Genomic DNA, 25014 nt, shown 5'->3' with positions numbered 1-25014 from the left:
ACTGGAATGGGCTCGTTGTTCGAGGAGCTACAGGCCCGGGAGGCGGCGGCCCGGGAGCGGGTGGACGGCTTTGAGGGGCAACTCGGCGAGGTGGCCGGCCGGTTGGAAGAGGCGCGGGAGGATCTGGAGCGGTTGCGGATCGCCCGGGAGACGGTCTCGGAGGTAATGGCCGAGATGTCGGCGGGCGTATCTGCCACGTCGGATTCGAAGGCAGCAGATCCCGTGACGACGGGCGATGATCAGGAACCGTCTGCATTCGCAGGTGCCGAGAGACGGATGGTGGGGGGCTGGCGGTGTCCCACTGGCGGCCCGGGATGGAACCACAGGCCCTGCCACGGATCTACCGGGACATCGTGGAGATCGTCCGGGATGCTCCGGGGCCGGTGCGGGCCGAGCAGATCGTGCCGCGGATCGGTCTGCCTGCCGAGGCGGGCAAGATCGAGGGCACCCGGGGAAAGCTGAAACGCCTGGTCGCCCGGGGCTGGCTGGACGAGGATGATCCCGGGCTGTTCACCCCCGCCCGCCACGAGACGGAAACCACGGCCAACTCCTCGATGGGGCAGGGCTCTTCTCTCTAGAGTCGAAGGTGCCAACCAAATCGACACTGCACGAGAAGAGCCCCGGGATGGAACCGGATGACATAGGAGTGAGTGCTGACCCGTTTGTCCGCTTACTGGCTCTAACAAAAGCTGCTGATCATGAAACGTTCGGCCCTTCTGCTCGTAAGTCTGGGTATGGGAAAGCGTCAGTCGCGGCCGTGGGTCGTGTCGGATGAACTGTGGTCGCTGATCGAGCCGTTGCTGCCCGAGCCGGGTCCGAAGCTGGTGGAGGGAAGACCTCGGGTACCGGACCGGCAGGCCCTGTGCGGCATCTTGTTCGTGCTGCACACCGGGATCCAGCGGGAGTACCTGCCCCAGGAGCTGGGCTTCGGCTCGGGCATGACGTGCTGGCGGCGGCTGGCCGCCTGGAACGAGGCCGGCGTCTGGGACCAACTCCACGTCGTCCTGCTGGAAAAGCTGCGCGCGAAGAACCAGCTGGACTGGTCGCGGGCGGTGATCGACTCCTCGCACGTCCGGGCCGCCCGACGGGGCCCAAAAGCGGCCCCAGCCCGGTCGACCGGGCACGGCCGGGGAGCAAGCACCACCTCATCACCGACGGCCAGGGCATCCCGCTCGCAGTCACGCTGACCGGCGGAAACCGCAACGACGTCACCCAACTCCTGCCCCTGCTCGACAAGATCCCGGCCATCGCAGGGGCAGTGGGCAGACCGCGTCGACGCCCCGACGCGCTGCTGGCCGACCGCGGCTACGACCACGACAAGTACCGCCGTCTGCTCTGGCAGCGCGGCATCCGCCCCGTGATCGCGAAACGAGGCGAGCCACTTGGCACCGGCCTGGGTACCTTCCGCTATGTCGTCGAGCGCACCATCGCCTGGCTGCACGGGTTCCGCCGCCTGCGCATCCGCTGGGAACGACGCGACGACATCCACGAAGCCTTCCTCGGCCTCGCCGTCTGCCTGATCACCCACCGCCACGTCCAACGCCTTTGTTAGCGCCTTTTAGCCCGTCCTGCGTATGGCCGCTGCCGCAGAATGGATGCCCGTGCAGTGAATCGGCTGCAGCGCTTACGAAGAGTGTCATGATCGCTGGATCATGCCCTGCCGCGGAGCAGATGCAAGCGCAATGACCCCGAGCGTCTGCTGCCGGTTTAGGTGGCCCAGTGCTGGGTGGGATCGGCCAGTGGAGGGGGCTTGCCTTGGGTGCGGGCTTCCTCGCAGGCTGCGATGCGCGCTTGCACGTCTGGGTGCGCGGCTAACGTGTCACCCAGTTGCGTTGACGGGTAGATGTTGGCCACGCAGATCTGTCCGACCTCCAGTCCGAAGACGTCTGTGAGCGTGGCATTTTCCAGTTCGGCCTGTGTGAGTGTCGCGCCTTGGAGGTTTGCGCCGCTGAGGTCGGCGCCCTGTAGTTGCGCCCCGGTCAGCGTCGCATCGTTGAGGTCTGTGCCACGCAGGATGGCCCGCCGCAGGCACGCTCCCTCGAGCTGTGCTCTGTTGAGGCGGGCGGCGAAGAGGAGGGCGTCGCTCAGGAATGCATTCGTAAGGACTGCTTCTGTGAGGTCTGCTTCCTGTAGCCGTGCATGCTGGAGTCCGGCCTTGGGCAGGAGCGCCGACTGGAGTTGCGCCTGGAACATGTCGGCTCCTGTGAAGTCGGCTTCTTTGGCGTCCCATCCGAACAGGTTGATGGTTCGCAGGTCGGCCTTCGAGCGGTCGCGCCGCCAACTTCGGGCGAGGACGCGCAGGGCGGCGCGGATGTCTTCCTCGAGGGTGAGTTGGGGTGAAAGGCCAGGACTGAGGGTTCCCGTGAATTTCTCGAATTCTTCGGCCTGCCCGTTGAGGCGTGTGCGCACGTAGGCGGCGAGGACTTCGACGATGGTGTCGCGGTCGTCCGGGGAGTCGATCGCGATGCGTTCGAGCGAGTAGATCCCTCCGAGGATTTCATGCTTGCGGTCTGATCCGATGAGCTTGATCGCTTCTACATAGCGTCCGGTGACTTGGCCCTCGCGGGTGAGTGCTGCTTGCTGCTCGTCGCGCTTCTGGGTTTCGCGGAGTGTGATCTCGAACTGCTTCTGGCTTTCGCGGAACTGATCTTGGGAATGCTGGTATTCGTCGCGCTCGAGGCGGTGCTTTTCGCGGGTGTAGTAGAGGCCGACGGCGGCGATGAGTCCGGCGGCCAGGGCGACGAGGCCGGTGCGGAACCCGGTGATGACGACGCCGTCGGCTGCTTCGAGTTGCGTCTTGCGGATGTGGAGGCCGTCGAGCCACCAGGGACCCTGCCAGAAGAGCAGGATGAACATCGCGACGCTTGCCGTTCCGCCGACAATGTAACGAGTGAGGCGCCGCTTGGCGTGGGCCGCGACCGCGCCTTGATCGTCCGGGTTGGGCTCGGCGCGGTCGCGATACGCGAGGACTAGAACGACGAGGAGGCCAAGGGCAGCAAGGCCGAATCCGGTTGGCGGGAGATATCGGGTCTCCATCCAGAAGGTGAGGCGTGCGGGGTTCATGCCCGGCATGATGTCCGTCTCTGGTCCGCAGGACACACGCGCCGGCCGTCTTCAGAGCAGGAGTTGAGGTTGAACGATACTGCGGTGATCGCGGGTGCGGTGGTGCAGCACGAGGGCAACGTGCTGCTGGTCCGCCGCTCCGTCCCCGAGGGGGATCTCGTGTGGCAGTTCCCGGCGGGCAAGGTCGAGTGCGGCGAGTCGTCGCTGGAGGCGGCCGCCCGGGAGACGTTGGAGGAGGCGGGCGTCGTCGTGGAGCCGCTGACGGTGGTCGGCGAGCGGCTGCACCCGGTGACGGGCCGGCGGGTCGTGTACGTGGTCTGCCGCTGGCTGTCGGGTGAGCCGCGGCCTGTATCACCTCGGGAGGCGTCAGCGGCGGAGTGGGTGACGCTGGACGAGATGCAGGATCGGATTCCGGGCGGGGTGTACGGGCCGGTGTGGAATTACCTGGCGGGGCCTGCTCTGCCGTGAGTCGGCAACTGCTGCACACGAGCGCCTCGTTGTCTGCAGAGTGATTTCGCCTCTACGGTCGAGCATGTAGAGCTTCACCCGCTGGTAGGTGCCGGTGAAGCCATAGTCGGCCACCAGCCGCTCATGAACCAGGGCGCCTTTGACCAGGATCTCTGACCGCAGCATCGCATCGATCAGCGGCGCTGTTCCCCGCGCGGGCGAGATGGATCCGTGGTCCATCCGTGCCCGGACAGTGCCGGGGACTGCTCGGGCAGGCGGTCGACCTGGAGGCGGATCAGCGTGCCTTCGATGATGGGGAGTTCGCCGGTGTGGTCGATCCAGGCGGAGCGGGTGGTCAGCCGGGGGTGGATGCGGTCCCGGGCCATCGCGCGGGCGGTGCCGTACCGGTCTGTGACCTGCACGTTTGCCGCGTCCGGATCGCCCCGGGTCTCCAGTTTGGCGAAGCGGAACTCCTTGCCGTGCTTCGGCGGCCTGCCGCCCTGGGGATAGGACAGGGCGTACTCCTTGAGCGAGGGCTTTGGTCGTCGCATGACGCGGTCGGAGCGCATCCGTCCCAGTACCTCGACCGGGAGGCCGTCGAGGAGGTAGGCCATGCGCGGGGCGTCGTAGCCGGCGTCGAAGGCGATGAGGATGGCGCGGTCACCCACGTGCCAGCGGCACCAGCGCAGCCAGACCGGGCCCGCGGGTGCGGGTTTGCGGCGGCCGGCGGGCTGGGCTTCGTATGTCAGCAGCCGGGCGTACTCGATCAGTTTCGCGGCCAGGCGTTCGCTGCTCATGGTGGTGCGGTCGACTTCGACGAAGGCGCGGAGCTTGAGCCGGTGTTCGTTGTCGGTGAGGCAGGGTGTAGTGCATGAGGGCGTCGGCGATCAGGCGGTCGCCGTCGCCGAGGTTGTGGGATATCTCGGGGGTCCAGTCGAAGGGGCCGTGTTCGTGGCCTTGTCGGCGGGCGTCTTTTGCGAAGGCGAGGTGGGTGCGCAGGACGGTGAGGGTGTGCGGTGTTTTCAGGGAGGCGGCCGTTGCCGAGGTGATCGGGTAGGGCGGGCGGCCGCGCAGGGCGGGGAAGCCGCGGGTGAGGCGGGCGCCTTCCCGTGTGAGGTACCAGGCGCGGGTGCGATTGGACCGGGGCAGCACCGTGTAGCCGACGAGGCTTTCGTGGCGGAGTTTGTTGAGCGGGGTGGAGAGGGTCTGGCGGGCTGCGCCCGGCCTCAGCAGGTCGCGGAGTTGGCCGGTGGTGGCCATGCGGTGCTGGGCGAGCGCGGACAGGAGTTGGTGGGGCAAAGGCTCGTCGGGCCCGGGCGTGTGAGGTGCAGCGGTCACGGGTGTCCTTCGTGGTGGGTCGGCGTGGCCAACCTCGTTGGTCGAGGGGGTTGTTGCCCACCTCGAGGAAAGCCGCTGCCCCCGACCCGACCGCCGACCACGGAGCCCCGACCACGGTCACGATGGGGACACAATGGCCGTGGTCGGGCCCGACCACAGGCCCGGACTGTGGAACTACGTGTAATTCCCCGGGCTTTGGTTCACGGGTGTCCCCGTGAGGAGCGCGGAGTTGCTCCGGGGCGATCGGGCGGTGGCGCGCTTCCCGGGCCGCCTGGCAGCCGCCCGATCTTCAACCGTGTCGCGTCCACTGCGAGTGAAGGTCCGGTCGCCGGGGAGGCAGGGGCGGGCTGAGCCTGCCTCCCGGGAGGTGGATCATGTGTTCGGCGGGGCGTTTTCCGCTCATTGCTGGTGTCTGGGAGAGGCGGAGGCCGGCGATCGCAGTGGTGCAACACGCTTTACGCTCAACCGGACGGTTTGAGCGGGGACCGCACGCCGAACCACTGCTCGGCGCCGTACTCCTCGAACCGCTCCACCTCGGTGAACCCCAGCTTGGCTGCGAGGCGCATCGAGCGGTCGTTGGCAGTCTGGGTGCAGAGCACCACCGGCTCTCCCGGCAGTGCGCTGGCGAACCAGTCGAGCGCTGCTGTGCATGCCTCGCCAGCGTACCCGCGCCCCCACGCTTCCGGCAGGAGCATGTAGCCGAGCTCGGCCTCTCCGGCCTCCGGACGGATGTGCCCCGGACGCCCTGCGTCGCGCCGGTCGAGGTGGATCGAGCCCATCATCACTCCTGCGATATCGATCACGAAGACGCCGGGGCGTCGCCCGGGTATCTCCGGAACCGCGCGTTCGAGCTCGTCGCGCGATCGGGGGCCGCCGAGGTAGGTACGCACCTCTGGCGAGGCAAACAGCTCGATGAATGCCGCACGGTCCCGGGCCTCGGACTCGCGGAGCACGAGCCGTTCGGTGCGTATCGGGGCAGGCGGCCAGGCGACGGCTCCGAGGTCAGTCATGACGGGCAACCTATCGAACGCCCATGAGAGCGATCCGACGGCTCAGCCCGGGCGCGCTGAACACTCATCACCAAGCAGAACAGATGCCATGTCTGCCTCACAATAGGAATCGAGCTGTTCTGACCAGCACGAATCACTCACAGCGAAGCTGTGACACGGCTTCTGAACAGTGATGGGGCCCGTCGTGCTGGTTCGGGCGGGCCGGGTGTGGGTGGGGGAGGGCTCAGTGAGGCAGGGCCGATGGGGAGCTGTCTGTGGTCGTGCGCTGGAGGACCAGGATGGCCGTGTCGTCGTGGTGATCGGCGGTGATGTCTGCCGTGCGCAGCAGCCGGTCGCAGGTCACCTGGGGGCCGCTGCTCGCGCTGTTTTGCAGTGTCCGTGCCAGGGAGGTGATGGCCTGGTCGGGGTCCTGGTCGCGGTGGTTGATCAGGCCGTTGGTGTAGAGGACGGCGGTGGAGCCGGGGGCGAGGGGGAGCGTGCCGGGAGTGTGTGTTCAGCCGCCGGTGCCCAGGGGCGGGCCGGTGGGGTCGTCGGCGCGCAGGACTGTGCCGTCCTGGTCGCCGACCAGGAGGGGCGGATGGCCGGCCGAGGCATAGACCAGGCGGCCCTGGTCGGGCTCGTGGACGGCGTACACGCAGGTGGCGATGTGGTCGGCGTCGAACTCCGTGATCAGGGCGTCCAGGTGCTTAAGGACCTGATGCGGGGGCAGGTCCAGGCGGGCGTAGGCGCGCACGGCCGCACGCAGCTGGCCCATGACCGCTGCCGCGCGGACGCCGCGGCCCGTGACGTCGCCGATGACCAGGGCGGTGCGGCCGCCGCCGAGGGGGATGACGTCGTACCAGTCGCCGCCGACCGCGGCTTCCGTGCCGCCCGGCTGGTAGGTGGCGGCGATGCGCAGACCCTCGGGCTGCTGCAACTCCTGCGGGAGCAGCGAGCGCTGCAGGGTCACAGCCGTCTCGCGCTGGCGGCGCTCGCTGGCGCGCAGGCGCTCGGCCGCTTCGGCGTGGTCGGTGACATCGACCGCGAAAACCATCACCCCCTCGCCGTCTTCGCTCACCGGGGTGCAGGTGATGGTGTAGGACCGGCCGCTGGCCGCCTTGCGGGACTTGACCTTCCGCGGCTGGCCGCTGCGCAGGACCTGGTCCAGGAGCGGCAGCAGTCCCAGCTCTTCCAGCTCAGGAAGCCCTCCCAGGCCGGCACGCCCAGAGGCCGCACGCCGAAGGCCGCCGTGTAGGCGTCGTTGACGTAGGCCAGACGGCTCAGGGCGGCTGCCGGAGCAGGGCTCTGTTCTAGACGCTGCTTGAGGGCCGCCAGGGACTGCTCGACATCCACCACCGGTTCCAGTGCGTGATGGACGGCATCCTCGGTGCGGCTCACCGTGTCGCGCAGGCGCGCATCGTCGTCATCGCTTACGCCCGCGCGATCGTCCGTGCGGCGCCGTAGCCAGCCGGTCAGGGGGTGCCGGATCGTGGTGTGGTCCGAACTGTCACTCATCGCGTCCCGCCTTCCCGCTGGTCGTCGAAGATCCCCAGGGAATTGAACTCCGCCCACAGGGGTCCCAACGTCTTGCGGGCTCTGCTCAGGTGGACGCGTACCGTCGGCGCCTCGACGCCCATTCTGCGGCTGTGGCCGGTCGGCCTCGTCCTGGCCTCGACGTTCGCCTTTGCCGTCGTGGTTGCCGCCGCGGTGTTCTTGGCCGGGTGGGACCTGTTTGGCGCCCCGGCCTGCAGCTCCAGCGCCGCCTCGATGCCTCGACGCTCTGACCCGTGAAGCGCGCAGGCTGTAGCCGGACAGCGCCCAGTAGGCAGTTCGGAGGCTTCGCTTGCTTCGGGGATGTCGTCGGCGTGGAGGCGCATCTTCATTTCGCCGTAGTAGAAATCGGCGGCCCCGGGCTCGTGCTTGCCGTCCTCGAACGCTTTGCGCAGCGCTCGGTATACCCGGCCGCGCTGTTCTGGTCGAACGTCAACTCGTACGCAGCCTTCCGCCTCGACAGGGACGAGCGCTTCGCCCTCGGGCTGCCCGCAGGCGTGCCACGCCCCCGCACTTCGGCGGACACCGCCGACCGACCGATCCCGGAGGCACGATGACCACGACGGCGCCGTTCAAGGGTGAGCCTGTGTGCGGCCCCAGCCATCGACCGCACGGCAGCGGACGGTTGGTTGCGGGCCGCCCTCGGCCAGGCGGGCGCTTCAGTCGTCGATCGCCTGGTAGAGGGTGGTCCAGAAGTCATGCATGGCCCGAGCGGAGTCCGGGGTGGACATGCCGGTCTGGGTGAGGAGGACGCCGACAAGCTTGTTTTCCGGGTCGGCGTAGACGGTGGTGCCTGCTCCGCCGTCCCAGCCGAACTGGCCGACCGGCGCGTAGTCGCCGCGGTAGGTGCGCACCGCCATGCCGAAGCCCCAGCCGCCGTGCTGCCCCTGGCCATGTGCCAGATGGACCACACTGCGGGCCCAGGTCTCCCGGGCTGTCAGCTGTTCGGGGGTGAGCCGGTTGGTGGTCATCAGCTCGACGGCGGGCCGGGACAGGATGCGCTCGCTGCCGTGCATCCCGTGGTTGAGCAGCATCCTGAAGTAGGCGTGGTAGTCGTCAGCGGTCGAGTCGAGTCCGCCACCGCTGGACGCGAACGCCGGAGGCGTGCTGTGGTGCCCGCCTTCGGCCGGGTCCTCCACGGTGAACTCGCCGGTCTGCGGATCGGGGGCATACAGAGGAGGCAGCCGGTGCAGCTTGTCGGCGGGCACGTGGAAGCCGGTGTCCTTCATCCCCAGCGGCTCGAAGATCCGCTCGCGCAGGAACGTCTCGAAGGGCCGGCCGGTGACCCTGGCCACCAGCACCCCGAGCACGTCGTCGCTGACGTTGTACAGCCACCGCTCGCCGGGCTGGTACATCAGCGGCAGGGTGCCCAGGCGGCGCATCCACTCGTCCGGTTCCACAGCCGGGAGCATCCATCCGTTCTCGCCGTAGACCTTCCGCTCGAAGTAGGCGCTCATCATCGGGGATCCCATGGCCGTCGTGTCGAGCCCGAGCCCGCAGGTGGAGGTGAGCAGGTCCCGTACGGTGATCGGTCGCCGCGCCGGAACGGTGTCGTCCAGCGGGCTGTCGGGCTGCTCGAGTACCTGCCGTCCGGCCAGTTCCGGCAGCCACGCGTCTATCGGGTCGTCGAGCCGCAGCCGGCACTCGTCCAGCAGGACCATCGTCGCGGCGACCGCGACCGGCTTGGTCGTTGAGGCCATGCGGAAGATGGTGTCCCGGCGTATCGGCGCGCCGCCGGCGTGGCACATGGTGCCGATCGCTTCGACATGGGTTTCCTCGCCCCGGCCGATCAGGGCGACGAGTCCGGGGATCTTCTTGGACTCGACGTGCGCTTGCAGTACCTCGCGCAGGCGGCGCAGCCCTGCTGCGGAGAAGCCGTTGTTGGCGTTTCCCATCATGAATCTCCTTGCACGCTGTGGTTGGTCCGGGCGGTGCCGCGGATTGGCGGCGGGAGGCGGCCGCAGGGTAGGACCGGGCGGCCGCGTGGCGCAGACAGGCAATGAGGGTGCCGCGATCGGCGTCCGAGAAGGCGCTGCGGTGTGATCAGGCCGTGGTGTCTTCGGTCCCGGTCTTGGTGCCGGCTGCGCACTCGATGTCCTCGGTCAGCTGCTGGCGGGCGCGGGCCGGGACGTAGCCACCCTCCGAGTAGTTCTGGGCGAACTCGTCGGCGAACTCCACCGGGTCTTCCCCGACGACGTCGCGGATCGGGGTGCCGTCTGCCACGGCCTGCTCGAACAGGTCGGCCAGGTCCTCGAACATCGCGGCGGTACTGTCGCCGTCGGTCGGCACGAAGTGCATCAGGTACCGCTCGATCGCCTCGATGGCGGTGCGGTGGCGCTCGGGCAGCTCCTTGACACGTGCCTTGTATGCCCGCCAGCGCTTCTTGGGCCCGATCACCTTCATGAGGAATCCGTTCTTCTCGTCACCGGGCATAGCTACCGGCCCCCTTCGCGGAGCTGTTCCAGTCGTTCGGAGAGGAAGCTCCACGTCCTCCAGAACTCTTCGAGGTACTCACGCCCCTGAGCGTTCAGGGAGTGCACCTTGCGCGGCGGCCCCTTCTCGGAGGGCACCTTCTCCACGTCGACCAGGCCGCGCTTTTCCATCCTCAGAAGCAGCGCGTAGATGGTGCCTTCGGCGATGTCGGGGAAACCCTGCTCCCGCAGCCACGCGGTGATCTCGTAGCCGTAGGCGGGCTGGTCGGACAGGGACGCGAGGATGAGGCCATCCAGGGTGCCCTTGAGCATCTCCGTCAGCAGCTTGGCCATGGGACACCTCCTTGCCGTGGTATTCAGCGTCGCTGAGTACTGGTACACAGTATCGCTGACTACCGGTACTTAGCAAGAAGGAATAGCGGTCGGGCCGGGCGCGCCGCCTTCGTCCGCACCCTTGCTCGACGCGCCTGGCCTGGCCGCCCCCCTCACGGCAAACGAACGTAAGACGACAGGGGACGCCCGTGTCCAATCGACCGCGTGATTCCGGGGCCTGACGGCACGTCGGACCAATGAGATCCGATGGCGGCTGACGACAGGGTTAGATGAAACCCGGGGTCCGATGTGCCGACAGAAGCGGGGGAACAGCGTGGCCGATCTCGTCTACAAGCGAGTGTCGACCGACCAGCAGTCGACCGCCCGCCAAGACTTCGTCCTCGCCGAGGCCGGGATGGACGACCCTCGGGTGTTCGAGACGGCCGCACGAGCCCGCAGCCTCCGTTCCATGTGCCGCTACCTGACCCGACACGCCGTCGAGCAGTACACGGCCTGCGGTCGGGCCTCCGGCCTCAACCGAAGCCCGCACACCGCGCAGCGCCGCCCGCCAGCCCTGGACACCCCTTAACCGTAGACCCGCCCGAAGATCCAGATCTCGATATCAGGCACAGGCTCTGACCATGTTCTTTATGGTCTGAGTCGCCTTGAGTGGGTGTGACGTGACCCGATCAGATGCTGAGTAAGGTTGCGGCCATGGTCAAGGGGATGGGGCGGCGGCTCAAGGTGGACCTGGACAGCGGCGTCGAAGACGTGACGCTGGCCATCCTGGAGTGGCTTGGCGAGCAGGGGGTCGGTGCCATGATTCGGGTCGACGCGGAGCGCATGCGTGACGGTCAGCCGGCGTGGACATTCGCCGCCTCTGGTGGGCCGCTGGACGGTGCGATGAGGGCCGACGGGGCCTCGGTCGCCGAGTGCATGGGCATGGCACTGCTTCGATTGCGCGAGGCTGGGCTGGCCGTTCCATTCTGACGTCGTGTTCCGCCTCTGAGCTGATCGCGTTCGGTGATGCTTTCGGGGCGCCTGGTGGTTTTGCCCACGTCGTAGCGGGTGGCGGGGTGCTGGTTCTTCGAACCTAGTGGCCTGCCCGGGCCGGGAGTTGAGGGTTTCGGTGCGCGGGCCGGACTGTGCAGAGGCTGTCGCACGGATCCTGCCCGGTGGAGGTCAAGAGGGCTGCTTGGGCGTGTGATTGATGAGCTTGTTGAGGTTGTGCACCGTGCCGAGGAGCTTGATCTCGGCGTCCACCGCCTGGCGGCCTCGGTAGTTGAGGTGTCGTCCGAAGCGTTGGAAGAGCTGGGCGAATCCCGGCTCGACCAGGGCACTGCGTTGACGGTACTGGGCCCGGCCTGTGGGGGTGGCGAGGCGGGCGGCCATGTCCTGCTGGCCGGCAGGGGCCTGCCGGCGTTTCGCGGGAAAGCCTGCCTGGTCTGCATCGCTGGTGACCGAGACCAGTAGCGGGAGGCCGGAGAGGGCCTCGAAGGACGCGGCGGAGGCGTATCCGCTGTCGGCGAGCCATAGTCGGATGTCGCCGGGGAGTCGTGCGGCGTGGTGATTGTGCTGGGTCTTCTTCACCATCGGAAGGAGGGCCGTCCGGTCCGAGGGATTGTCGTGCGCTTCGATGGCCAGCAGGAATTGACGGCGGGAGCACACGATCTGGATGTTGTATCCCTGCAGGTAGCCGCCGCGTTTGCCGGGGATCAGGCGTGAGTCGGGATCGCTCAGGCAGGCACGGGAGTCCGGGGAGGGGGCCGGTCGGTGTGTGCGGGCCCGCTCCAGCCAAGCCCGCATCTTCACCAGTCGCGTTCGCTGGCGAACGATGACGGTCTTGTGCTCTATCGGGACCGGGGGCCGTCCGTTGGCTCCACGACGTCCTGCCGCCCGGTCCTCTCGGGCGCGGAGCTCGTACTTCTTCAGCTTCTCCTGGTGAGCGTCGCTCTCGGCGGCCAGGCGCTTCTCCGCGCGGGCCACCATCCGCTCGGCGGCTTCGACCTTGATCTGGATCTCGGTGGGTGAGGGCATAGCCCGTTCATGCAGTCTGTCCCTGGCCAGGTGGGCCCGGGTGAGCCGGTCGCACAGCCGGGACAGGCGAGGCCAGTTGTCGCACGTGTCCTCGCCATCGCCCTGGGCTGCCGGGTCATCGGCCTCGACGCTCAGCGCGTGGTCGACTGCATCCTCCATCAGCGCGTCGATGTCTTTCTCGCACTGGGATTTGGTCTCCTCCAGGCGATGGAGCCGCTGGTTGGCGTCGCGTGAGGCGTTCGCCTCCATCGGTGAGCCGTCCACGGCCACCGCTGACAGGTCGACCAGGCCACGTCGGCCGCACAGCGACAACACCTGCACGAACAGCGAGTTCATGGCGACTCGGTGGCGTCGTACGAACCGCGCGACGGTGGAGTGGTCTACTCGCCGGTTCGCGGTGATGATTCGGCAGCCCACGTCGTCCAAGCAGGCCTGCTCGATGCGACGGGAGGAACGCACTCCCTTGCTGTAGCAGTACATGAGCAACGCGATCAGGCTCGCGGGAGGGTAGGCCACCCCGCCCCGCCCGTCGTCACGGTGGCTGTTCTCGAACGCCGATAGGTCAAGTAGCTCGACGACGTCGAGCACCTTCCAGCACAGGTGCTCGGGCGGCAGCCACTCCCGCACATCCCGCGGCATCTCAAGATCACGTTCACGGTCGCACGACAAGAAATTCCGCCCCACCAGCCAAGATTCCGACGCTTCCCTGTTCCTTGGAACCGAACAACGAATCGCTCTTGACCTCCACCGGGCAGGATCCGTGCGACAGCCTCCGGCCCGCCCCGCGGCTGCACCAAAACCCTCCCGCCCCGGCCCGGGACGCCCCAGCGGATCGACAAACCGCACGAGAGCGTCCCGCTACACACCGGGAAAGACCGTCAAGCGCGCCGAGACACTCGACCAGCACTACGGCCGCACAGGTTAAAGATCAAGCTTAGTGACGAAGGACCATGTCATTCTCACGCCGGCCACCACTCTGCTGCCCTCCTGCGATCGCCAGCCGGGGGCCGGTCGCGGTACACGCGGTTTTGTTCAGCAACTGCCGGGCGGGGACGAGCAGGCGGGGGCCGGGGCGACGGCGGGTGTCTGGGCAGAGTCCGGCGGCGCGGATGCGAGTCCGAGGCCGACCAGGACGGCGGCAACGGCCGCGGCCGCCGTGATCGCCATGTACAGGTCCCCGCGTGGGGGGATTTCGCTGCTGCGCCGCTTGGTGTCGAGGTAGACGGCGATGGCGGCGACCGCCGACACCATGAGGGTGAGCAGCAGGCCGGGGGTGATGGCGAGTTCGGTCATGGAAGTCGTTCCTCACGGGGTCGGTAACGCGTGGGCGTGGGCGCCGGGCCTTGCCCGGCGGCCTTGTGAGCGGGCGATGGCGGCACAACGGAGCAGCCCGATCGCCTTGAACGCCGGGCTGGTGGAGGTGGTTACGGGCGCGGGAGGCGCGGCGCCCGCCTTCTACATGGCCTGCTCGACGATGACGTACAGCTCGTCGTCCTCAAGCTCAAGCGGCAGGATTCCCGCGCCGCGCTCGTACTCCCGGCGTGCGGTTTCCAGCAGCCGGCGCCAGGAAGTCACGCTCGGGCGGCGGCGCAGCAGTGCGCGGCGCTCGCGTTCGGTCATGCCTCCCCAGACGCCGAACTCGACCCGGTTGTCCAGGGCGTCTGCCAGGCATTCGGTCCGCACCGGGCATCCCGTGCATACGGCCTTCGCCCTGTTCTGCGCGGCGCCCTGGACGAACAGCTCGTCCGGGTCGGTGGTGCGGCACGCCGCCTGGCTGCTCCAGTCGGTGACCCATCCGGAGGAGCGCCTGGGCGGGCTCGCGGCGTCGGTCGAGGCCGGGGCCTGGATGGTGCAGCTGGCGTCGGTGGTGACCGCTTCACCAAGGGCGTCGTACTCCAGGCGGGCACGGCCGATGGCCGGGTCGTAGTCGGCGTACTCCTCGTCCAGGGCGGCACGCACTGCCTGTGCCAGCTCGTCGATGTTCATGCGTGCTGCTCCTTTCCGCGGCCGGACCGAGACGGGCGGTAGTTCGCCAGGTGTTCCGCCAGCCGCTGCCGTCCGGCGGAGAGGTGAGAGGACACCGTTGAACGCTTGATGCCCAGGTAGAAGCCGATCTGCGTCGGCGACAGGTCCAGGAAGAGGTGGAGGCGGAGGCAGTCGGCCTGCTGTGGCGGCAGCAGTTCCAGTGCCTTCTCCACATCGAGGCGGCAGATCAGTTCGCTGATGCCCCCGTCCGTGGCCGGCAGCTCGTCCATGGCAGTCAGCGGCAGAGCCCTGGGCCTGCGGTCCGCGGCACGGAAGTGGTCCGCCAGCACATCCCGCAGGACCTTGAAGCCGAACGCCGGCCGGTTGTCCGCCGACAGGAACAACTCCCCGGCCCGGTGCAGCTGCAGGAAGGTCCGGCTGACCACGTCTTCGGCCTCGTCACGGGTGATGCCGCGGCTGCGTGCGTACTTCAGGAACACCACGCGGTGGACGTCGTGGAAGTCCGCCAGCCCCTGCGGAAGGATGCCCAGCCCAACGCCGGTGTCTATCGCGGGTATCACCGACAGCGCCCAGGGACAGGTGCGGCAGTCGGGTTCGGGATCCGTGCGACGGCAGACCGGCTGGGAGCAGACAGGCTCGGAGGTGATCGTCATGCCGTACTCCACCTCCCGCTCTGTGCCCCTGCCCGTTGGTTGCGCATCCGGCCCCTCCCGAGATCCTTCGCCAGCGCACTGCTCTACACAAGGGATGCCGCCGGCGGGCCCCAAAGCGTCCAGTGGTCCGGCAAGATTCTTTCGGCATCTTCCGCAGCGCTCTGCAACGGGGCTTCGAAGGCGTCGAATTCGCGCGGCTTCTGCCCGACTCCAGTGTGACCAGGCGGCCCGGCTCCCGGTCCAACGGTCCCGGGCCCGGCACCCGTCCGACCAGGGTCCCGAAAGGGACCCGGCCCTCACCCCCCCCGCGCGGTCCCCGACAGGGGGCACGCCCCACCCCGGCCAACGGCCAGCCCGGGCCCGATGATGCTGCTTCCTGTCCCGTCCTCGGCTCGCCGAGTCCTCGTGAGTGTTGTTCTTCCGCACTGGCGGCATTCACAAGTTCACAAACTTTCACGCACGCGCCCATGCGGCAGGTGGGTGCTGTTGTGACGCTCGCTGGGTCCTGGGGTGCGTGCTCCGCGCAACTCGGCTGTCGGACCCGGGAATTCCTCCGCTGTGCGGCGCCCCGCCGCCGACTCCCTGCCACGGGACAAGGACCTGCTGCACCTCTCGGCACTGGCCTGCTGCCCTATGACCGTCCCCGGGTGCTTCTCGTCGACGAACTGGATAAGAGCGGCATCGATCTGTCGAACGTCCTGCTGCGTGTCCTGGAGAACGCAGGCCAGGGAAGAGCTCGTGCACGGGCAGGTCGGCGGGAAGGACTCGTGATCCGTACTCGGCGACCCCGTACGGGGTTCGTCCGCCGTACGGTGCCGCACTTTCGGGGCCGGGGAAGCGCGGGTCCCCGAACAGGGACGGGGCCGGCCTGCTGCTCGGCACCCGCCGGAGTGCGCGGGTGGCCGATCCGGCTGGGTTTCGGTGGTGGAGTTCGTCCCGCCCTGGGAGCTGCTCAACGAATCCGTGGAGTGGTGGTAGTAGAAGGCCGTCGGCCAGCCGACGTCTGGCTGGTGTGGCCACAGACTGTGTCGTGTCCGTCGACGCGGGAGTCGACGGGACGGTGAACGCCGTTCTTCTGCTTCGGCGGCCGCTACTGGTGGTGTGAGGGCCCGGGGCCGGTCGCGGGATGTTCCCGGCCGCTTCCCTGCGCCGGTGCCTGCCACTGAACAGACCGGACCGTGGCGTCCCTATGGGACTTCGACAGCCCTGTCTGCCGCTGATGGCCCGCTTCCCGCCGCACGTTGCGGCATCGCACCTTGTGGGCCGCCCGGATCCGTCCGGGCGCCCTGTACAGCGATCTCGTGAGCCCGTTTCTGTCCGCAGAGGCGGGGTTTTGTGCTGCGCGGCGGCGCGATGCCCGGGCGTACGCGCACGCGCCGGGGGCCACGGCTTCACCCTGTTTCGAGAGGACCTGGATCAAATGATGCTGACCTGGCCGCAGTTGGGGCTGTTCCTGCTGGTGGTGGCCGTGCTCGCGGCGGCCGCCGGGCTGTTCGTCGGGCGCCGTCGCCCGGACTGGCGCGCGCCGATCGGGACGGCCCTGAAGATCGCGGTGGTGGTGCTCCTGGCGATCGTGGTGCTGGCGGTCGTGACCGCGCTGCACAAGGCACCGGCGGCGGTGACGTGGACCCAGCTCGGGGCGGTGGTGCTGGTGGCGGCGGTCGTGCTGCTCCTGAGCGGTGGCGGGTTCTACCTCGAACGGAAGCGGCCGACCTGGCGGGAGGCGCTGGATGCGGCGTTGGTGATCGTGGTGGTGCTCTTCATCGTGCTGCTGGTGGTGACGGTGGTCGCCGCGATCGTGGGACGGCGGCTCGGCTGACGGCAGGCAGGGCGGTGTCCGCGGCCGGCGCTGGGGGAGTGTCGGCAGGCCGGGGCCGGTCGTGGATCCGCGATACCGGTCCGGGGTGGTGGCCAGCGGGGCTACGGTGCACCGGTGAGCGACGAGGTGCAGGTGCCGGCCGACACGAGCGTGCCAGAGGTGGACGAGGTCCTCGCTGCCGCGCTCACGGCTCAGGGCGAGACGGGTGTACGGGCGTTGGGGCTGCTGCGGGACGCCCACCGGGTGCTGACGGGGACGGAGTTCGTCCGGCCGGCGGAGGTCGCCGCGGCGTGTGTGCGCTCGGCGGCGGACGCGCTGCTGGGCCTGCCGGGCGCCCCGGTCACAGTGGGGCTGAAGCCCGCGGCCCAGGGCCTGCTGGCCGCGGTCGACGCCGCCGCGCCCCCCACCGCCGACGCCTCGGAGCCGCACGGGCCGACCATGCCGACCGGCCCCGCACCCTCGGCTGGTGAGGCATCCCCGTCCGACCGGTCGACCGCCGAAGCCGGTCCGGTCGGCGACACCGCCGGGGTGGGTGCGGCGTGGGCGCGGGTGACGGCGGCCGCGGACGTGCTGCGCGCCGAACTCAACCGCCCGGGCCGCTACCACCAGGCGCGGGCCCAGGGGATCGTCGAGCGGCTGATGGGGGTGGAGCTCGGCGCGGCGCAGGAAACCGCGCTGGATGTGTGGGGAACCGTCTACGCCGTGGCCTCGGGCATCCTGCACGGCCGCGCGGCGCACCCCGGCGAGGCCGCCGTCCTGTACGCGGACATCCTCGGCGCCGCCCGCGAGTTGCTGGTGCCGCTGGCGGACCGGGCGGCCCGCGTCCTGGAGCTGGTCGCCCTCCAACACCCCGGCACCGCCGAGGCGAAGGAACTCGCCGGCTGGGCGGACCCGCGCGCCGAGGCGCACTTCTTCCGCTCCGGCCCTGCCACGGCGTGGCTGGGCGTTCTGCAGGAGCACGCGCCGCACCTGCTAATGCCGGACGGGGCCGCCGGCGGAGGGTGGCCGGCCGCCCCGTTCCTCGACCACGTCGCCACCGCCGACCCGGCCGCCGCCCGCGCCTGGCTGAACGCACCGGTCGACCAGACCGCCCCCGGCGCCTCGCGGGCCCAGCAGATCGCCGCCACCGGCCGGTCCGCCCTGGACGCGCTGCTGGGCCTGGCCGTACGCCACTGGGACGCCGTCGCCGCCGCCCAGCTCAAGGCCGCGCTGGCCGGCCCCGGTGTCCGGGACGGGGACGGCCCGGAGGCGGGGGTGACGCTGCGCCTGGCGGCGCGGTGGGCCCGCGCGGTCCCGCGCGCCGAGCGGACGGGACAGTGGATCGGTGCGGTGGAGGGCCTGCTGGCCGGCGCGGTCCAGGACGAGCACACCGGTCACCTGGCCCTCGACGCGGTTGCCGAGCGCGTGCGGGCCCAGATGAAGGCCGCCGTCCTCCTCGACGTCGACGAGGACGGCGCGGCCGCCGCGGACGGGGCGGCGGGCACGGACTGGGTGGCGAGTGAGGAGGAGATGCGCGGGCTGGTCGCCCTGCAGGTGGCCTCCCGCCTGCCCGACCACGACGTCGCCAGGCTGGTGCGGGAGCTGGCGTGCACCGCCTACCCGGCCGGCCGCCGCGGCCCGGCACACCGCAACGTCGGCGCGGTGCGGGCGGTCCTGGCCAAACTGCTCGCCCACGACGTCGAGTTGACTCCCGAGCAGGCCCGGCCGGTCGTCTTCCACGCCGACCTGGACCAGGTGCGCGTCGGTGACAGCGCGGCGTTCGGCGGGCCGCGGCTGGCGCGCGCCGTGCTGGACGTGGCCGCGGCGGACGCGGACGCCGGCGTGAACCTCGCGCAGCGCACTCGGCAGTTCCAACGGGTGGCCGGCCTCGATGCCCGCCTCCACACCCGCCTGATGGCCGCGCACCTCGCCCACCGCCCTCCGGCGGCCGGTGCCCTGGACGGGCCCGAGTGGTGGCAGGAGGCCCTCGCGCTCGTCCTGCAGGCCCTGGCCGCCGCCCCCGCCCCGGAGCCGGCCCGTCTCGTTGAACTCGTCCTCGCCGCCTGCCCGCCCGAGCATGCCGCGCAGCTGGAGGCGGACGTCCGCACGGCCCTGGGCACCCCGCCGGCCGGCGTCCTCGTCGAGGAGGTCCTGCCCGCCGGCGCCGCCCGGGCCGACGGCCGCGCCGAGCCGCTCACCTCCTGGCTGCGGGTGTGGGACTGGTCGCCCGTCCTGACCTCCCCGGTCCTTCAGGGCTGGGAGCCACTGCTTCAGGCGCTGCGCCGCCTGGAGCCCGCCGGCCCGTCCGACCCGCGCACCCGGGCCGTGCTGGAACCGAGCAAGACCACCCTGCGGGTCGAGGACCTGGTGGCACTTGCGGCCGGGCAAGGGCCGGTGGCCACTGCGGCCCGGATCGCCGCCGCTCCGGACGCCGGCGACGACGGCTATGCGATGGTGCTGCACCGCCTCGCCGCCGCCGACCCGGCCGCCTGGACGACCGATGTGCTCGCCGTCCTGACCGCCCTGGGTCGGCCGGAGCTCGCCGCGTTCTACCTCGCCGCGGCCGGCGCCCACGCCAACCGGCCCGGCGCCTTCCCGGACGGTGCGCTGCCGGCGGCCGTTGCCGCGGCGCTCGAGGTACGCCGCAGCCTCGGCGAGCCGGCCCCCACCGTCGGCTTCGACGGCGTACGGCGCCGGCCCGCCGGGGTGGTCTTCGCCGACCAGGCGCTGTTCGGCCTGCTGACCGCCGCCTGGCGCGCCGACGCCCTCGACGGGGAGCAGGCCAAGGATGCTGTGGCGTACCTGCAGACCCTGGCCGACCCGCTCACCCGCCCCGCCCCGGCCGCCGCTGCCGCGGAGACCGCGGGGGAGGGGACGACGCCGTCACTGATCGGCTCGGATCCGGAAGTCCGGGCGCTGGGCTGCCTGCTCGAGTACGCCGTCCACCAAGCCCGGACCACCGGCGAGATGCCCGAGGAGGTCCTGGACGCGGTCGCCGGGGCCCTCGCCGCGCACGCCGGCCAGGAGGCGGTGGCCACCGCGATCGGGGTGCACCTGCCGGCCCTGCACCGCCACGCGCCCGCGTTCGCCGCCGCGCACCGCACCACCCTGTACGGTCTCGTGCCCGGCCGGCCCTCGTCGGCCGCCTCCTGGCTGCGCTGGGGCGGCCCCGACAGGCAGCTGCTCGCCGCCCTGGACCGTGCCGAGCTCCTCGCCGCGCTGCGCGCCGACAGGCCCGGCGCCGCCGAGCACCTCGCGCACGCCCTCTTGGACGACCCCGCCCTCCTCGGCGAACCCGCCGCCTGGTGGACCGAGTTGGCGGCCGGCACCGGCGAGGGAGCTGCCGCCATCTCCCGCCTGCTGGAGGCGATCGCCGCCCGCACCCCGCACACCGGCGCCGACGGCCCGCTCCCGCCGGCCGAGCAGGGGCGGGTGGAGGCGGCTGCGGGCCTGTGGCGGGCCGCCGTCGCCGCCCCCGGCCTGCCGGCGGGCGCGCTCGCCGGTACGGGCGCCTTCGCGGACGCGGCCATCGAGGAGACGGCGTGGCTGGAGCTGATGCGGGCGAGCGCCGAGCACACCCCGGCCCTGACCGACGCCGACCTCGTCGTCGAACGCGCCGCCGCGCACCCTGACCGTGCCGACGCCCTGCTCCTGGCCACGGCACTGGTCACCCAGGCACCCGGGACCTGGCGCGAGACGGCCGTACGACGCAACGCCCGCGCCCTGCTGGACGCCGCAACGGCCCTGCCCCGCAGCGAACACCCCGTGGAACTGCAGGAGCTCACCACGGCGCTGGTCAACGCCGGCGACGTCGACGCCGCCGCCCGCAGGTGAGCCACCCGGCCCTGCGCCCGGCGCTTCACCACGGACGCCTGGCCGCAGCCGTTCACGCGCCGAAGGAAGCCACCATGCTGGGAATCCGCGTCCACATCAAAGGGCCGGCCCGACAGAAGATCGCCGCCGAGCTGAAGAAGACCTACGACAAGGGCGCCTCGATCCGCACCCCCACCGTCGGCTGCAACAGGTCCTACGGCTTCGTCCACCGCCTCCTCACCGAGGCCGGCACCACCATGCGCTCACGCAGCGGCCCGAACAGCCCGAGCCGGACAGCACGCTGCCCGCGCCACCACCCGGACACGCCCCGCCCACGCCGCACGACGACCCACCAGCCCACCCCGCCCCGGGGCCAACGGCCCCCCGGCCCGCACCCGACCGACCAGGTCCCGAAAGGGACCCGCCCCCCACGCGGCCCCCGACAGGGGGCACGCCCCACGCCGGCCAACGGCCGGCCCCTCTTCTCCTCAAGGGCTCGGTTTGCGGGCCGGTCTGCTGCTCGTTGTCGGTCAGGTGGCGCTGACGGCGGGTGTGGCTGAGGGCGGTGGCGGTTGCGGGACGATGGCCGTCGGCAGCGGCGGGGGAGAGCTGGGCCGTTGCTGGTGGCTCTTGGCCTGGAAGAGGTCGGTGCCGTCGGCGGTGTGCGCGATGAGGTCGATGCCGTGGTCGTCGGCGGGGCGGGAGACAGCGACGGTGTCGAGCCGGGCGGGGTCGATGCCGTGGGTGATGAGGCTGGTGGAGGTGATCCAGTCGGGTGGGGTGGTGCCGTTGCGGTGCGCCTCTCTGGTCGCCGACCGGAACATCAGGGCGAGGGCGTCGACCGCCGGGCGGATTCCCGCGGCGAGCCGGTCGGCGTCGTAGTAACGGGACTGGGCGGCGATGGCATCGACGGCCGGTTTGATGCCGGCGGCGAGCCGGTCGAAGTCGATGTCGTAGGAGGCGCCGGTTCCGCCGCGGGCGGGGGGAAGCGGGCGGGGGCTGCGCACGATGCGCTGGGTGAGCTGCCTGCGCTGGACACGTGGAGGGACGGGACGGTCGCCGCGCTCGGCGATGACGTGCTGGTAAGCGTCGAGGTAGGGGCGCTGTGCGGCCGGACGGATGCCGCAGGCGGTGAGGAACGTGATCAGCTGCTCGCGGCTGGCGGGCAGACCCTTGCGGTTGACGATCCGCCACGCGGTCGTGCGCGGCAGGAGATCACGTCCAGGGGTGAGGCGGGCGTCGCTGAGGGAGGGGGCACCGGCGCGTTCATAGGCCTCGGCCAGGACGAGGCCGAGGTCGCGCTCGTCGCGGACGAGAGCGGGGGCGGGTGCCTTGAGCGCGTGGAGCCGGTCGCGCTGGGCGGCGCGGCCGCGGGCGCGCAGGCGGCGGGCCTTGGCCTGGTCGTCCTTGCCCGAGCGGCAGGCGCGCAGGTAGGCGTCGAGGACGGTGGTGGTGGGCGGGGCGGTGCCGGACTCGGCGCGCTGCACGGCGCCGCGGGAGATGTGGGCGGCCTCGGCCAGGGCGCGCTGGGTCAGCCGGGCGGTGCGGCGCAGGGCCGTCAGGTGCGAGGCGAGGTGCGCGAAGGGGTGCTGCGGAGCGCTGTCGGCGGGGGAACGGGTCATGGCCGGCGCCTACTTGCCCGCGCCGGAGCGTACGGCGGCCTCGGCGAGGACGCTGATCAGGCGGCGGCCGCCGCCGGCGGCGGTGAGGGTGGCCGCGCCGATCGCGCCGCAGCCGCCCAGGAGGGCGAAGACGGTCTGAAGCTCGGTGCCGGCGAGGAACAAGCCGGTGCCGAGGCCGAGGAAGGCTATCAGCAGGATCAGCGCGTGCGTGGGCCCGAACCGGCCGGCTGTGCCGTCCGGCTCACCGCGCGCCGGTGCCGCGGCTGAGGGTGTGCAGGTACAGGCCGGGGCGGGGTCGGTCGGGAGGGGAAGCTGGGGAAGGCTCATCGTGTGGAGGACTCCGTCCTGACGGGGGCCGCCGACGGCATGCCGGGGCCCAGGGCTGCTGGTCGCAAAGTGACGCAGACCTATGGGCAGTTGGCCCTGCCGTTGGTCGGGCTGCGCGACACACAGCCTTCCACGTGCCGGTATCCCACCGCCCCGCCCCAGGAGGGCTTTTGTCCGGTGTGCGGCTTGCCGGCCCCGCCGGTGTTCCCCGTCCCGAAGTGAAATCCGCCGCCCGCCCGGTCGGTCAAAACCGGCCCGGCGACGACGGGTTGCGGGCCTGCGGACCTCCTGGCGGCCCACCATTTGTTCCGGCCGACTTGCGGCCTGGGCCGTATCAGCAAGACGGTGGTGAACAGCACGACACCGGCGGCGAGTTCGCCGGTGTCCTCCTGACGGCTCCTGGTCGCAAGCCCGAATCCGTTTCAGGACATCCGGCAGGCGCGTTGGCCCGTGCCCGCCGTCACGTCAAGGCCGGCACCGCCCTCGGTGCCGGCCTTGACGTGCGTCCGGAGAGACGGCGGTGACGGTCTGCTGCCGGGGCGGTAGAGGGGCCGCCGTCCCTCCGTGCGCCCTGGAGGGGATGGCGTCCTGCAGCTGTACGGCCGCCGACGAGGAGGCCTGTGATCCGAGCCCGTTCTGGCACAGCCCCGTTCACGAGGGCTGGGAACACGGCGAGGAACGGGAGGTCCCCCGGTTCGTCGACGCTGTTCTGCACGGACTCTCGTCCCCCGGACGGCCACTACTGTGCTGGGCACCCGCTACGAGGGGTGGGCGGCCCCCGAGGACGTCACAGCGGCCGACGAGACAGGCCCATCTGGGCGCCGCCGCGCCGGACTTCGCGGACGAGGCCGAGGAGATGGCCCTGCGCCTGGCCGGCCACCCCCAGGGCGGCGGCCGGCCGTCTCAGCTGTCGGCCGGCCAGTGCGCGCTGTACCGGATCGGGATCCACCGTCACCTCGGCGACGTCGACACCGCCCTCGCCCGCGCCGCCCGCCTGGACCCTCAGGCCCTGCCGACGGCCGAGCGCCGCGCCCGCGCTGCCACCGACACCGCCCGCACCCTGCTCGACGCCGGCGCCTTCGCCCAGCTGCGCCTGGTGGAACTCGCCGCGCCCGGCGAGGCCCGCCGCCCCTCGGTATGCGCCCTGACCGTCGAGGTCGCCGAGGCCCGGCCCGGCCTGCAGGGCCTCGACGCCTACGCACGCCGCACCGCCCTGGGAAGCAAGTCGTCATCCTGGTAGGGGAGTTGCTCAGGCGGGAGCGGACCGGCCCGACGCTCGCCGGATGGGGAAGTCCTCGCTGCGGGAGTTGAGGGAGGCGCTGGTCGGCTCCGGGGACGTCGACCACGCCCGGCGCCCTCGACCTGGCGCCGACGTACCGCCCCGCCGCCGTGCGGAGCCCTCCCCGCCCCCTTCACGGCGACTCCGTTCCAGCCACGGCCCGTTGGGCCCGGACGACTCCAGCGGGGCCCCGAGACGCTCGATGCGCCCGAGACAGTTCCCGTGAGCGGGCCATCCAATATTGCAAGTCTCGACACCCCCATGACAGTCCGTCGGCCGGCCCGGCGCGCTTCCACGCGCCCCCGCACACGCACCCCGGCGCCCGATCACGCTCCGCGCCCCTCCGCACGCCCCCGAGGTAGCAGGTCGCACAATTTCTCCGACCACACACACCGCTAGAGCGCCCGGCAAAACAGTCTTGAGTTCACCGATAAAGGAATTCAAAGCGACCAGGAAAAGGAGCTCCAAGAAATGTGGTATTCGAATTTGGGAGGGATGGCTCTTATGCTGAGGTGGAACCCCTGTCGCGTGATGGGTTGCGCCGGATGTTGCGTCATGTGTTGCGGTAGATGTTGCGATACACGTTGCGCGGGCGGAACTCCGTCCTCTGCGTCCCCCAGGCCACCCACCAAGTAGACGTGGCACGTCTGCTGACATCCCCTCTGCGGCCGCTGCTTCCTGCCCAAGGAGAAGAGAGAATGGGTGAGGGCTGTGTGCGATCGGCGCGGCAGCCTCGGGGAAGGGACGCGAGCTGCTGACGTTGCGCGTCGCCAGGCCGCCGCGCTCGGCCGACTGAGGCCCGGGAGACCGTGACGGGCTTTCAGATGTCCGTCGTCCCGGCGGGCCCTTTTGCAGCGGATGCCCGGGCATCCCACTCCTCCCGGGGCCGTGGCTCCCGTTCGACGGGGCCTGCAGACCGTTCTTCCTGTCACCGCTGCGCCCGGAGGGCGCTCCTGGGATCCGGGAACGCGGGGTTGGCCCGGAGGGCCAACACCCCCTGCTTTTCCGGGAGTTAGCTTTTCTCTCCCGGAAAAGGTGTAGTCTGTTTTCAGGTTCAGGGAATTAGAAATTCCCATTGATTCCCGGAGGGAATCTCCTGACAGTGAGGAGGACATCAAAACCTGACGAGCAGTCAAATCACTTTCGAGCACTGCGTGTTGGGAATTCTGCCCGGAGGGCCGAATTCTTTCGACTGGAAGTCGAACCAGTTATGGAATAAGCCCGGAGGGCGCATTCCATAACTACCGCCCGGAGGGCGGCAATTCGCGCGGAGACGCGCGAAACGAAGAATCCGGAGGATTCGAGTATTCGGCTGCCGGAGGCAGAATTCCCAACACGCAGTGCTGGAAAGTGTTTTGACTGCTCGT

General features: G+C 70.5%; 20 protein-coding genes and 6 pseudogenes. 11 read left to right on the top strand and 15 right to left on the bottom strand.

Features of this window, described 5'->3' with window-relative positions; genetic code table 11:
- Nucleotides 1–314: 314 nt before the first annotated feature.
- Both ABZ906_RS06440 and ABZ906_RS06435 read left to right on the top strand, forming a co-directional pair.
- Nucleotides 315–578: a hypothetical protein gene (locus ABZ906_RS06440; protein ID WP_361378184.1), complete on the top strand. Its 264-nt coding sequence runs from the start codon at nucleotides 315–317 to the stop codon at nucleotides 576–578.
- Between the two features lie 156 nt (nucleotides 579–734).
- Nucleotides 735–1552, top strand: a protein-coding gene (locus ABZ906_RS06435) for an IS5 family transposase (protein ID WP_361378181.1) whose coding sequence is annotated in 2 segments (ribosomal slippage) — nucleotides 735–1086 and nucleotides 1086–1552 — 819 coding nt in all. Because the reading frame shifts where the segments join, the coding sequence is not laid out codon by codon here.
- 155 nt (nucleotides 1553–1707) lie between these two features.
- On the opposite strand, the gene ABZ906_RS06430 is transcribed toward ABZ906_RS06435, so the two are convergent.
- A complete protein-coding gene (locus ABZ906_RS06430; RefSeq protein ID WP_361378178.1) occupies nucleotides 1708–3063 on the bottom strand; it encodes a pentapeptide repeat-containing protein in 1356 nt (451 codons plus the stop codon).
- A gap of 69 nt (nucleotides 3064–3132) precedes the next feature.
- Between ABZ906_RS06430 and ABZ906_RS06425 the strand changes: the two genes are divergently transcribed.
- The gene (locus ABZ906_RS06425; RefSeq protein ID WP_361378175.1) at nucleotides 3133–3531 is read left to right on the top strand and encodes an NUDIX domain-containing protein; all 399 of its coding nucleotides are present in this window, start codon (nucleotides 3133–3135) and stop codon (nucleotides 3529–3531) included.
- A 248-nt stretch (nucleotides 3532–3779) separates the two neighbouring features.
- Here ABZ906_RS06425 and ABZ906_RS06420 read toward each other — a convergent pair.
- The 4 genes and pseudogenes from ABZ906_RS06420 to ABZ906_RS06405 form a co-directional block, all read right to left on the bottom strand.
- A pseudogene (locus tag ABZ906_RS06420) lies at nucleotides 3780–4187 on the bottom strand (transposase); the annotation flags it as partial.
- Nucleotides 4188–4190: 3 nt separating this feature from the next.
- Nucleotides 4191–4770, bottom strand: a pseudogene (locus ABZ906_RS06415) (replication-relaxation family protein); the annotation flags it as partial.
- Nucleotides 4771–5309: 539 nt separating this feature from the next.
- Nucleotides 5310–5858 carry a GNAT family N-acetyltransferase gene (locus tag ABZ906_RS06410; RefSeq protein ID WP_361378172.1) on the bottom strand — a complete coding sequence of 183 codons (549 nt, stop codon included), beginning with the start codon at nucleotides 5856–5858 and terminating at the stop codon, nucleotides 5310–5312.
- Between the two features lie 265 nt (nucleotides 5859–6123).
- Nucleotides 6124–7115: pseudogene (locus ABZ906_RS06405) on the bottom strand (PP2C family protein-serine/threonine phosphatase); the annotation flags it as partial.
- 587 nt (nucleotides 7116–7702) lie between these two features.
- Between ABZ906_RS06405 and ABZ906_RS06400 the strand changes: the two are divergent.
- Entirely contained in the window at nucleotides 7703–7945 is a 243-nt protein-coding gene (locus ABZ906_RS06400; RefSeq protein ID WP_361378169.1) for a hypothetical protein, read from the top strand.
- A 102-nt stretch (nucleotides 7946–8047) separates the two neighbouring features.
- Here ABZ906_RS06400 and ABZ906_RS06395 read toward each other — a convergent pair whose 3' ends face one another.
- The 3 genes from ABZ906_RS06395 to ABZ906_RS06385 all read right to left on the bottom strand — a co-directional run bounded on the left by ABZ906_RS06395 (nucleotide 8048) and on the right by ABZ906_RS06385 (nucleotide 10153).
- Nucleotides 8048–9283, bottom strand: coding sequence for a serine hydrolase domain-containing protein (locus tag ABZ906_RS06395; protein ID WP_361381284.1), 1236 nt, complete (start codon nucleotides 9281–9283; stop codon nucleotides 8048–8050).
- A 148-nt stretch (nucleotides 9284–9431) separates the two neighbouring features.
- Entirely contained in the window at nucleotides 9432–9821 is a 390-nt protein-coding gene (locus tag ABZ906_RS06390) for a DUF1048 domain-containing protein (RefSeq protein WP_361378166.1), read from the bottom strand.
- 2 nt (nucleotides 9822–9823) lie between these two features.
- Entirely contained in the window at nucleotides 9824–10153 is a 330-nt protein-coding gene (locus ABZ906_RS06385) for a PadR family transcriptional regulator (protein ID WP_361378163.1), read from the bottom strand.
- Nucleotides 10154–10466: 313 nt separating this feature from the next.
- Between ABZ906_RS06385 and ABZ906_RS06380 the strand changes: the two genes are divergently transcribed.
- Both ABZ906_RS06380 and ABZ906_RS06375 read left to right on the top strand, forming a co-directional pair.
- Nucleotides 10467–10721 (top strand): hypothetical protein, encoded by a 255-nt coding sequence (locus ABZ906_RS06380; RefSeq protein ID WP_361378160.1) that lies wholly within the window; start codon nucleotides 10467–10469, stop codon nucleotides 10719–10721.
- 125 nt (nucleotides 10722–10846) lie between these two features.
- Nucleotides 10847–11122, top strand: coding sequence for a hypothetical protein (locus tag ABZ906_RS06375; RefSeq protein ID WP_361378157.1), 276 nt, complete (start codon nucleotides 10847–10849; stop codon nucleotides 11120–11122).
- 14 nt (nucleotides 11123–11136) lie between these two features.
- On the opposite strand, the pseudogene ABZ906_RS06370 reads toward ABZ906_RS06375, so the two are convergent.
- From ABZ906_RS06370 to ABZ906_RS06350, 5 genes and pseudogenes are all read right to left on the bottom strand, one after another.
- Nucleotides 11137–11298 (bottom strand): annotated as a pseudogene (locus tag ABZ906_RS06370) (transposase); the annotation flags it as partial.
- Between the two features lie 16 nt (nucleotides 11299–11314).
- Complete coding sequence (locus tag ABZ906_RS06365; protein ID WP_361378154.1) at nucleotides 11315–12796, bottom strand: transposase; 1482 nt, start codon at nucleotides 12794–12796, stop codon at nucleotides 11315–11317.
- Nucleotides 12797–13201: 405 nt separating this feature from the next.
- Nucleotides 13202–13462: a hypothetical protein gene (locus ABZ906_RS06360; RefSeq protein ID WP_361378151.1), complete on the bottom strand. Its 261-nt coding sequence runs from the start codon at nucleotides 13460–13462 to the stop codon at nucleotides 13202–13204.
- Nucleotides 13463–13624: 162 nt separating this feature from the next.
- Complete coding sequence (locus tag ABZ906_RS06355) at nucleotides 13625–14017, bottom strand: WhiB family transcriptional regulator (protein ID WP_361381280.1); 393 nt, start codon at nucleotides 14015–14017, stop codon at nucleotides 13625–13627.
- A gap of 134 nt (nucleotides 14018–14151) precedes the next feature.
- Nucleotides 14152–14808: a sigma-70 family RNA polymerase sigma factor gene (locus ABZ906_RS06350; RefSeq protein WP_361378148.1), complete on the bottom strand. Its 657-nt coding sequence runs from the start codon at nucleotides 14806–14808 to the stop codon at nucleotides 14152–14154.
- 608 nt (nucleotides 14809–15416) lie between these two features.
- Between ABZ906_RS06350 and ABZ906_RS06345 the strand changes: the two are divergent.
- From ABZ906_RS06345 to ABZ906_RS06330, 4 genes and pseudogenes are all read left to right on the top strand, one after another.
- Nucleotides 15417–15527: pseudogene (locus tag ABZ906_RS06345) on the top strand (MoxR family ATPase); the annotation flags it as partial.
- A 701-nt stretch (nucleotides 15528–16228) separates the two neighbouring features.
- Nucleotides 16229–16627, top strand: a complete 399-nt coding sequence (locus tag ABZ906_RS06340) for a hypothetical protein (protein ID WP_361378145.1) — start codon at nucleotides 16229–16231, stop codon at nucleotides 16625–16627.
- 114 nt (nucleotides 16628–16741) lie between these two features.
- Complete coding sequence (locus tag ABZ906_RS06335; protein ID WP_361378142.1) at nucleotides 16742–20440, top strand: hypothetical protein; 3699 nt, start codon at nucleotides 16742–16744, stop codon at nucleotides 20438–20440.
- Between the two features lie 74 nt (nucleotides 20441–20514).
- A pseudogene (locus ABZ906_RS06330) lies at nucleotides 20515–20694 on the top strand (helix-turn-helix domain-containing protein); the annotation flags it as partial.
- A gap of 255 nt (nucleotides 20695–20949) precedes the next feature.
- Here the strand turns inward: ABZ906_RS06330 and ABZ906_RS06325 are convergent.
- Together ABZ906_RS06325 and ABZ906_RS06320 are read right to left on the bottom strand one after the other, a co-directional pair.
- Nucleotides 20950–22041, bottom strand: coding sequence for a helix-turn-helix transcriptional regulator (locus tag ABZ906_RS06325; RefSeq protein ID WP_361378139.1), 1092 nt, complete (start codon nucleotides 22039–22041; stop codon nucleotides 20950–20952).
- 9 nt (nucleotides 22042–22050) lie between these two features.
- A complete protein-coding gene (locus ABZ906_RS06320; protein ID WP_361378136.1) occupies nucleotides 22051–22368 on the bottom strand; it encodes a hypothetical protein in 318 nt (105 codons plus the stop codon).
- Nucleotides 22369–22948: 580 nt separating this feature from the next.
- Here ABZ906_RS06320 and ABZ906_RS06315 point away from each other — a divergent pair.
- Nucleotides 22949–23608 (top strand): hypothetical protein, encoded by a 660-nt coding sequence (locus ABZ906_RS06315; protein ID WP_361378133.1) that lies wholly within the window; start codon nucleotides 22949–22951, stop codon nucleotides 23606–23608.
- Nucleotides 23609–25014 lie beyond the last annotated feature (1406 nt).

This window comes from Streptomyces sp. NPDC046925 (assembly GCF_040644915.1).
Classification (GTDB): domain Bacteria; phylum Actinomycetota; class Actinomycetes; order Streptomycetales; family Streptomycetaceae; genus Streptomyces.
This window is presented reverse-complemented; position numbering and strand designations above follow the sequence as displayed.

Coding starts and splice junctions, on each gene's coding strand:
- ABZ906_RS06440 (WP_361378184.1), top strand. CDS start 315: ATGGAACCACAGGCCCTGCCACGGATCTACCGGGACATCGTGGAGATC.
- ABZ906_RS06430 (WP_361378178.1), bottom strand. CDS start 3,063: ATGAACCCCGCACGCCTCACCTTCTGGATGGAGACCCGATATCTCCCG.
- ABZ906_RS06410 (WP_361378172.1), bottom strand. CDS start 5,858: ATGACTGACCTCGGAGCCGTCGCCTGGCCGCCTGCCCCGATACGCACC.
- ABZ906_RS06395 (WP_361381284.1), bottom strand. CDS start 9,283: ATGGGAAACGCCAACAACGGCTTCTCCGCAGCAGGGCTGCGCCGCCTG.
- ABZ906_RS06390 (WP_361378166.1), bottom strand. CDS start 9,821: ATGCCCGGTGACGAGAAGAACGGATTCCTCATGAAGGTGATCGGGCCC.
- ABZ906_RS06385 (WP_361378163.1), bottom strand. CDS start 10,153: ATGGCCAAGCTGCTGACGGAGATGCTCAAGGGCACCCTGGATGGCCTC.
- ABZ906_RS06375 (WP_361378157.1), top strand. CDS start 10,847: ATGGTCAAGGGGATGGGGCGGCGGCTCAAGGTGGACCTGGACAGCGGC.
- ABZ906_RS06360 (WP_361378151.1), bottom strand. CDS start 13,462: ATGACCGAACTCGCCATCACCCCCGGCCTGCTGCTCACCCTCATGGTG.
- ABZ906_RS06350 (WP_361378148.1), bottom strand. CDS start 14,808: ATGACGATCACCTCCGAGCCTGTCTGCTCCCAGCCGGTCTGCCGTCGC.
- ABZ906_RS06340 (WP_361378145.1), top strand. CDS start 16,229: ATGATGCTGACCTGGCCGCAGTTGGGGCTGTTCCTGCTGGTGGTGGCC.
- ABZ906_RS06325 (WP_361378139.1), bottom strand. CDS start 22,041: ATGACCCGTTCCCCCGCCGACAGCGCTCCGCAGCACCCCTTCGCGCAC.
- ABZ906_RS06320 (WP_361378136.1), bottom strand. CDS start 22,368: ATGAGCCTTCCCCAGCTTCCCCTCCCGACCGACCCCGCCCCGGCCTGT.
- ABZ906_RS06315 (WP_361378133.1), top strand. CDS start 22,949: ATGGCGTCCTGCAGCTGTACGGCCGCCGACGAGGAGGCCTGTGATCCG.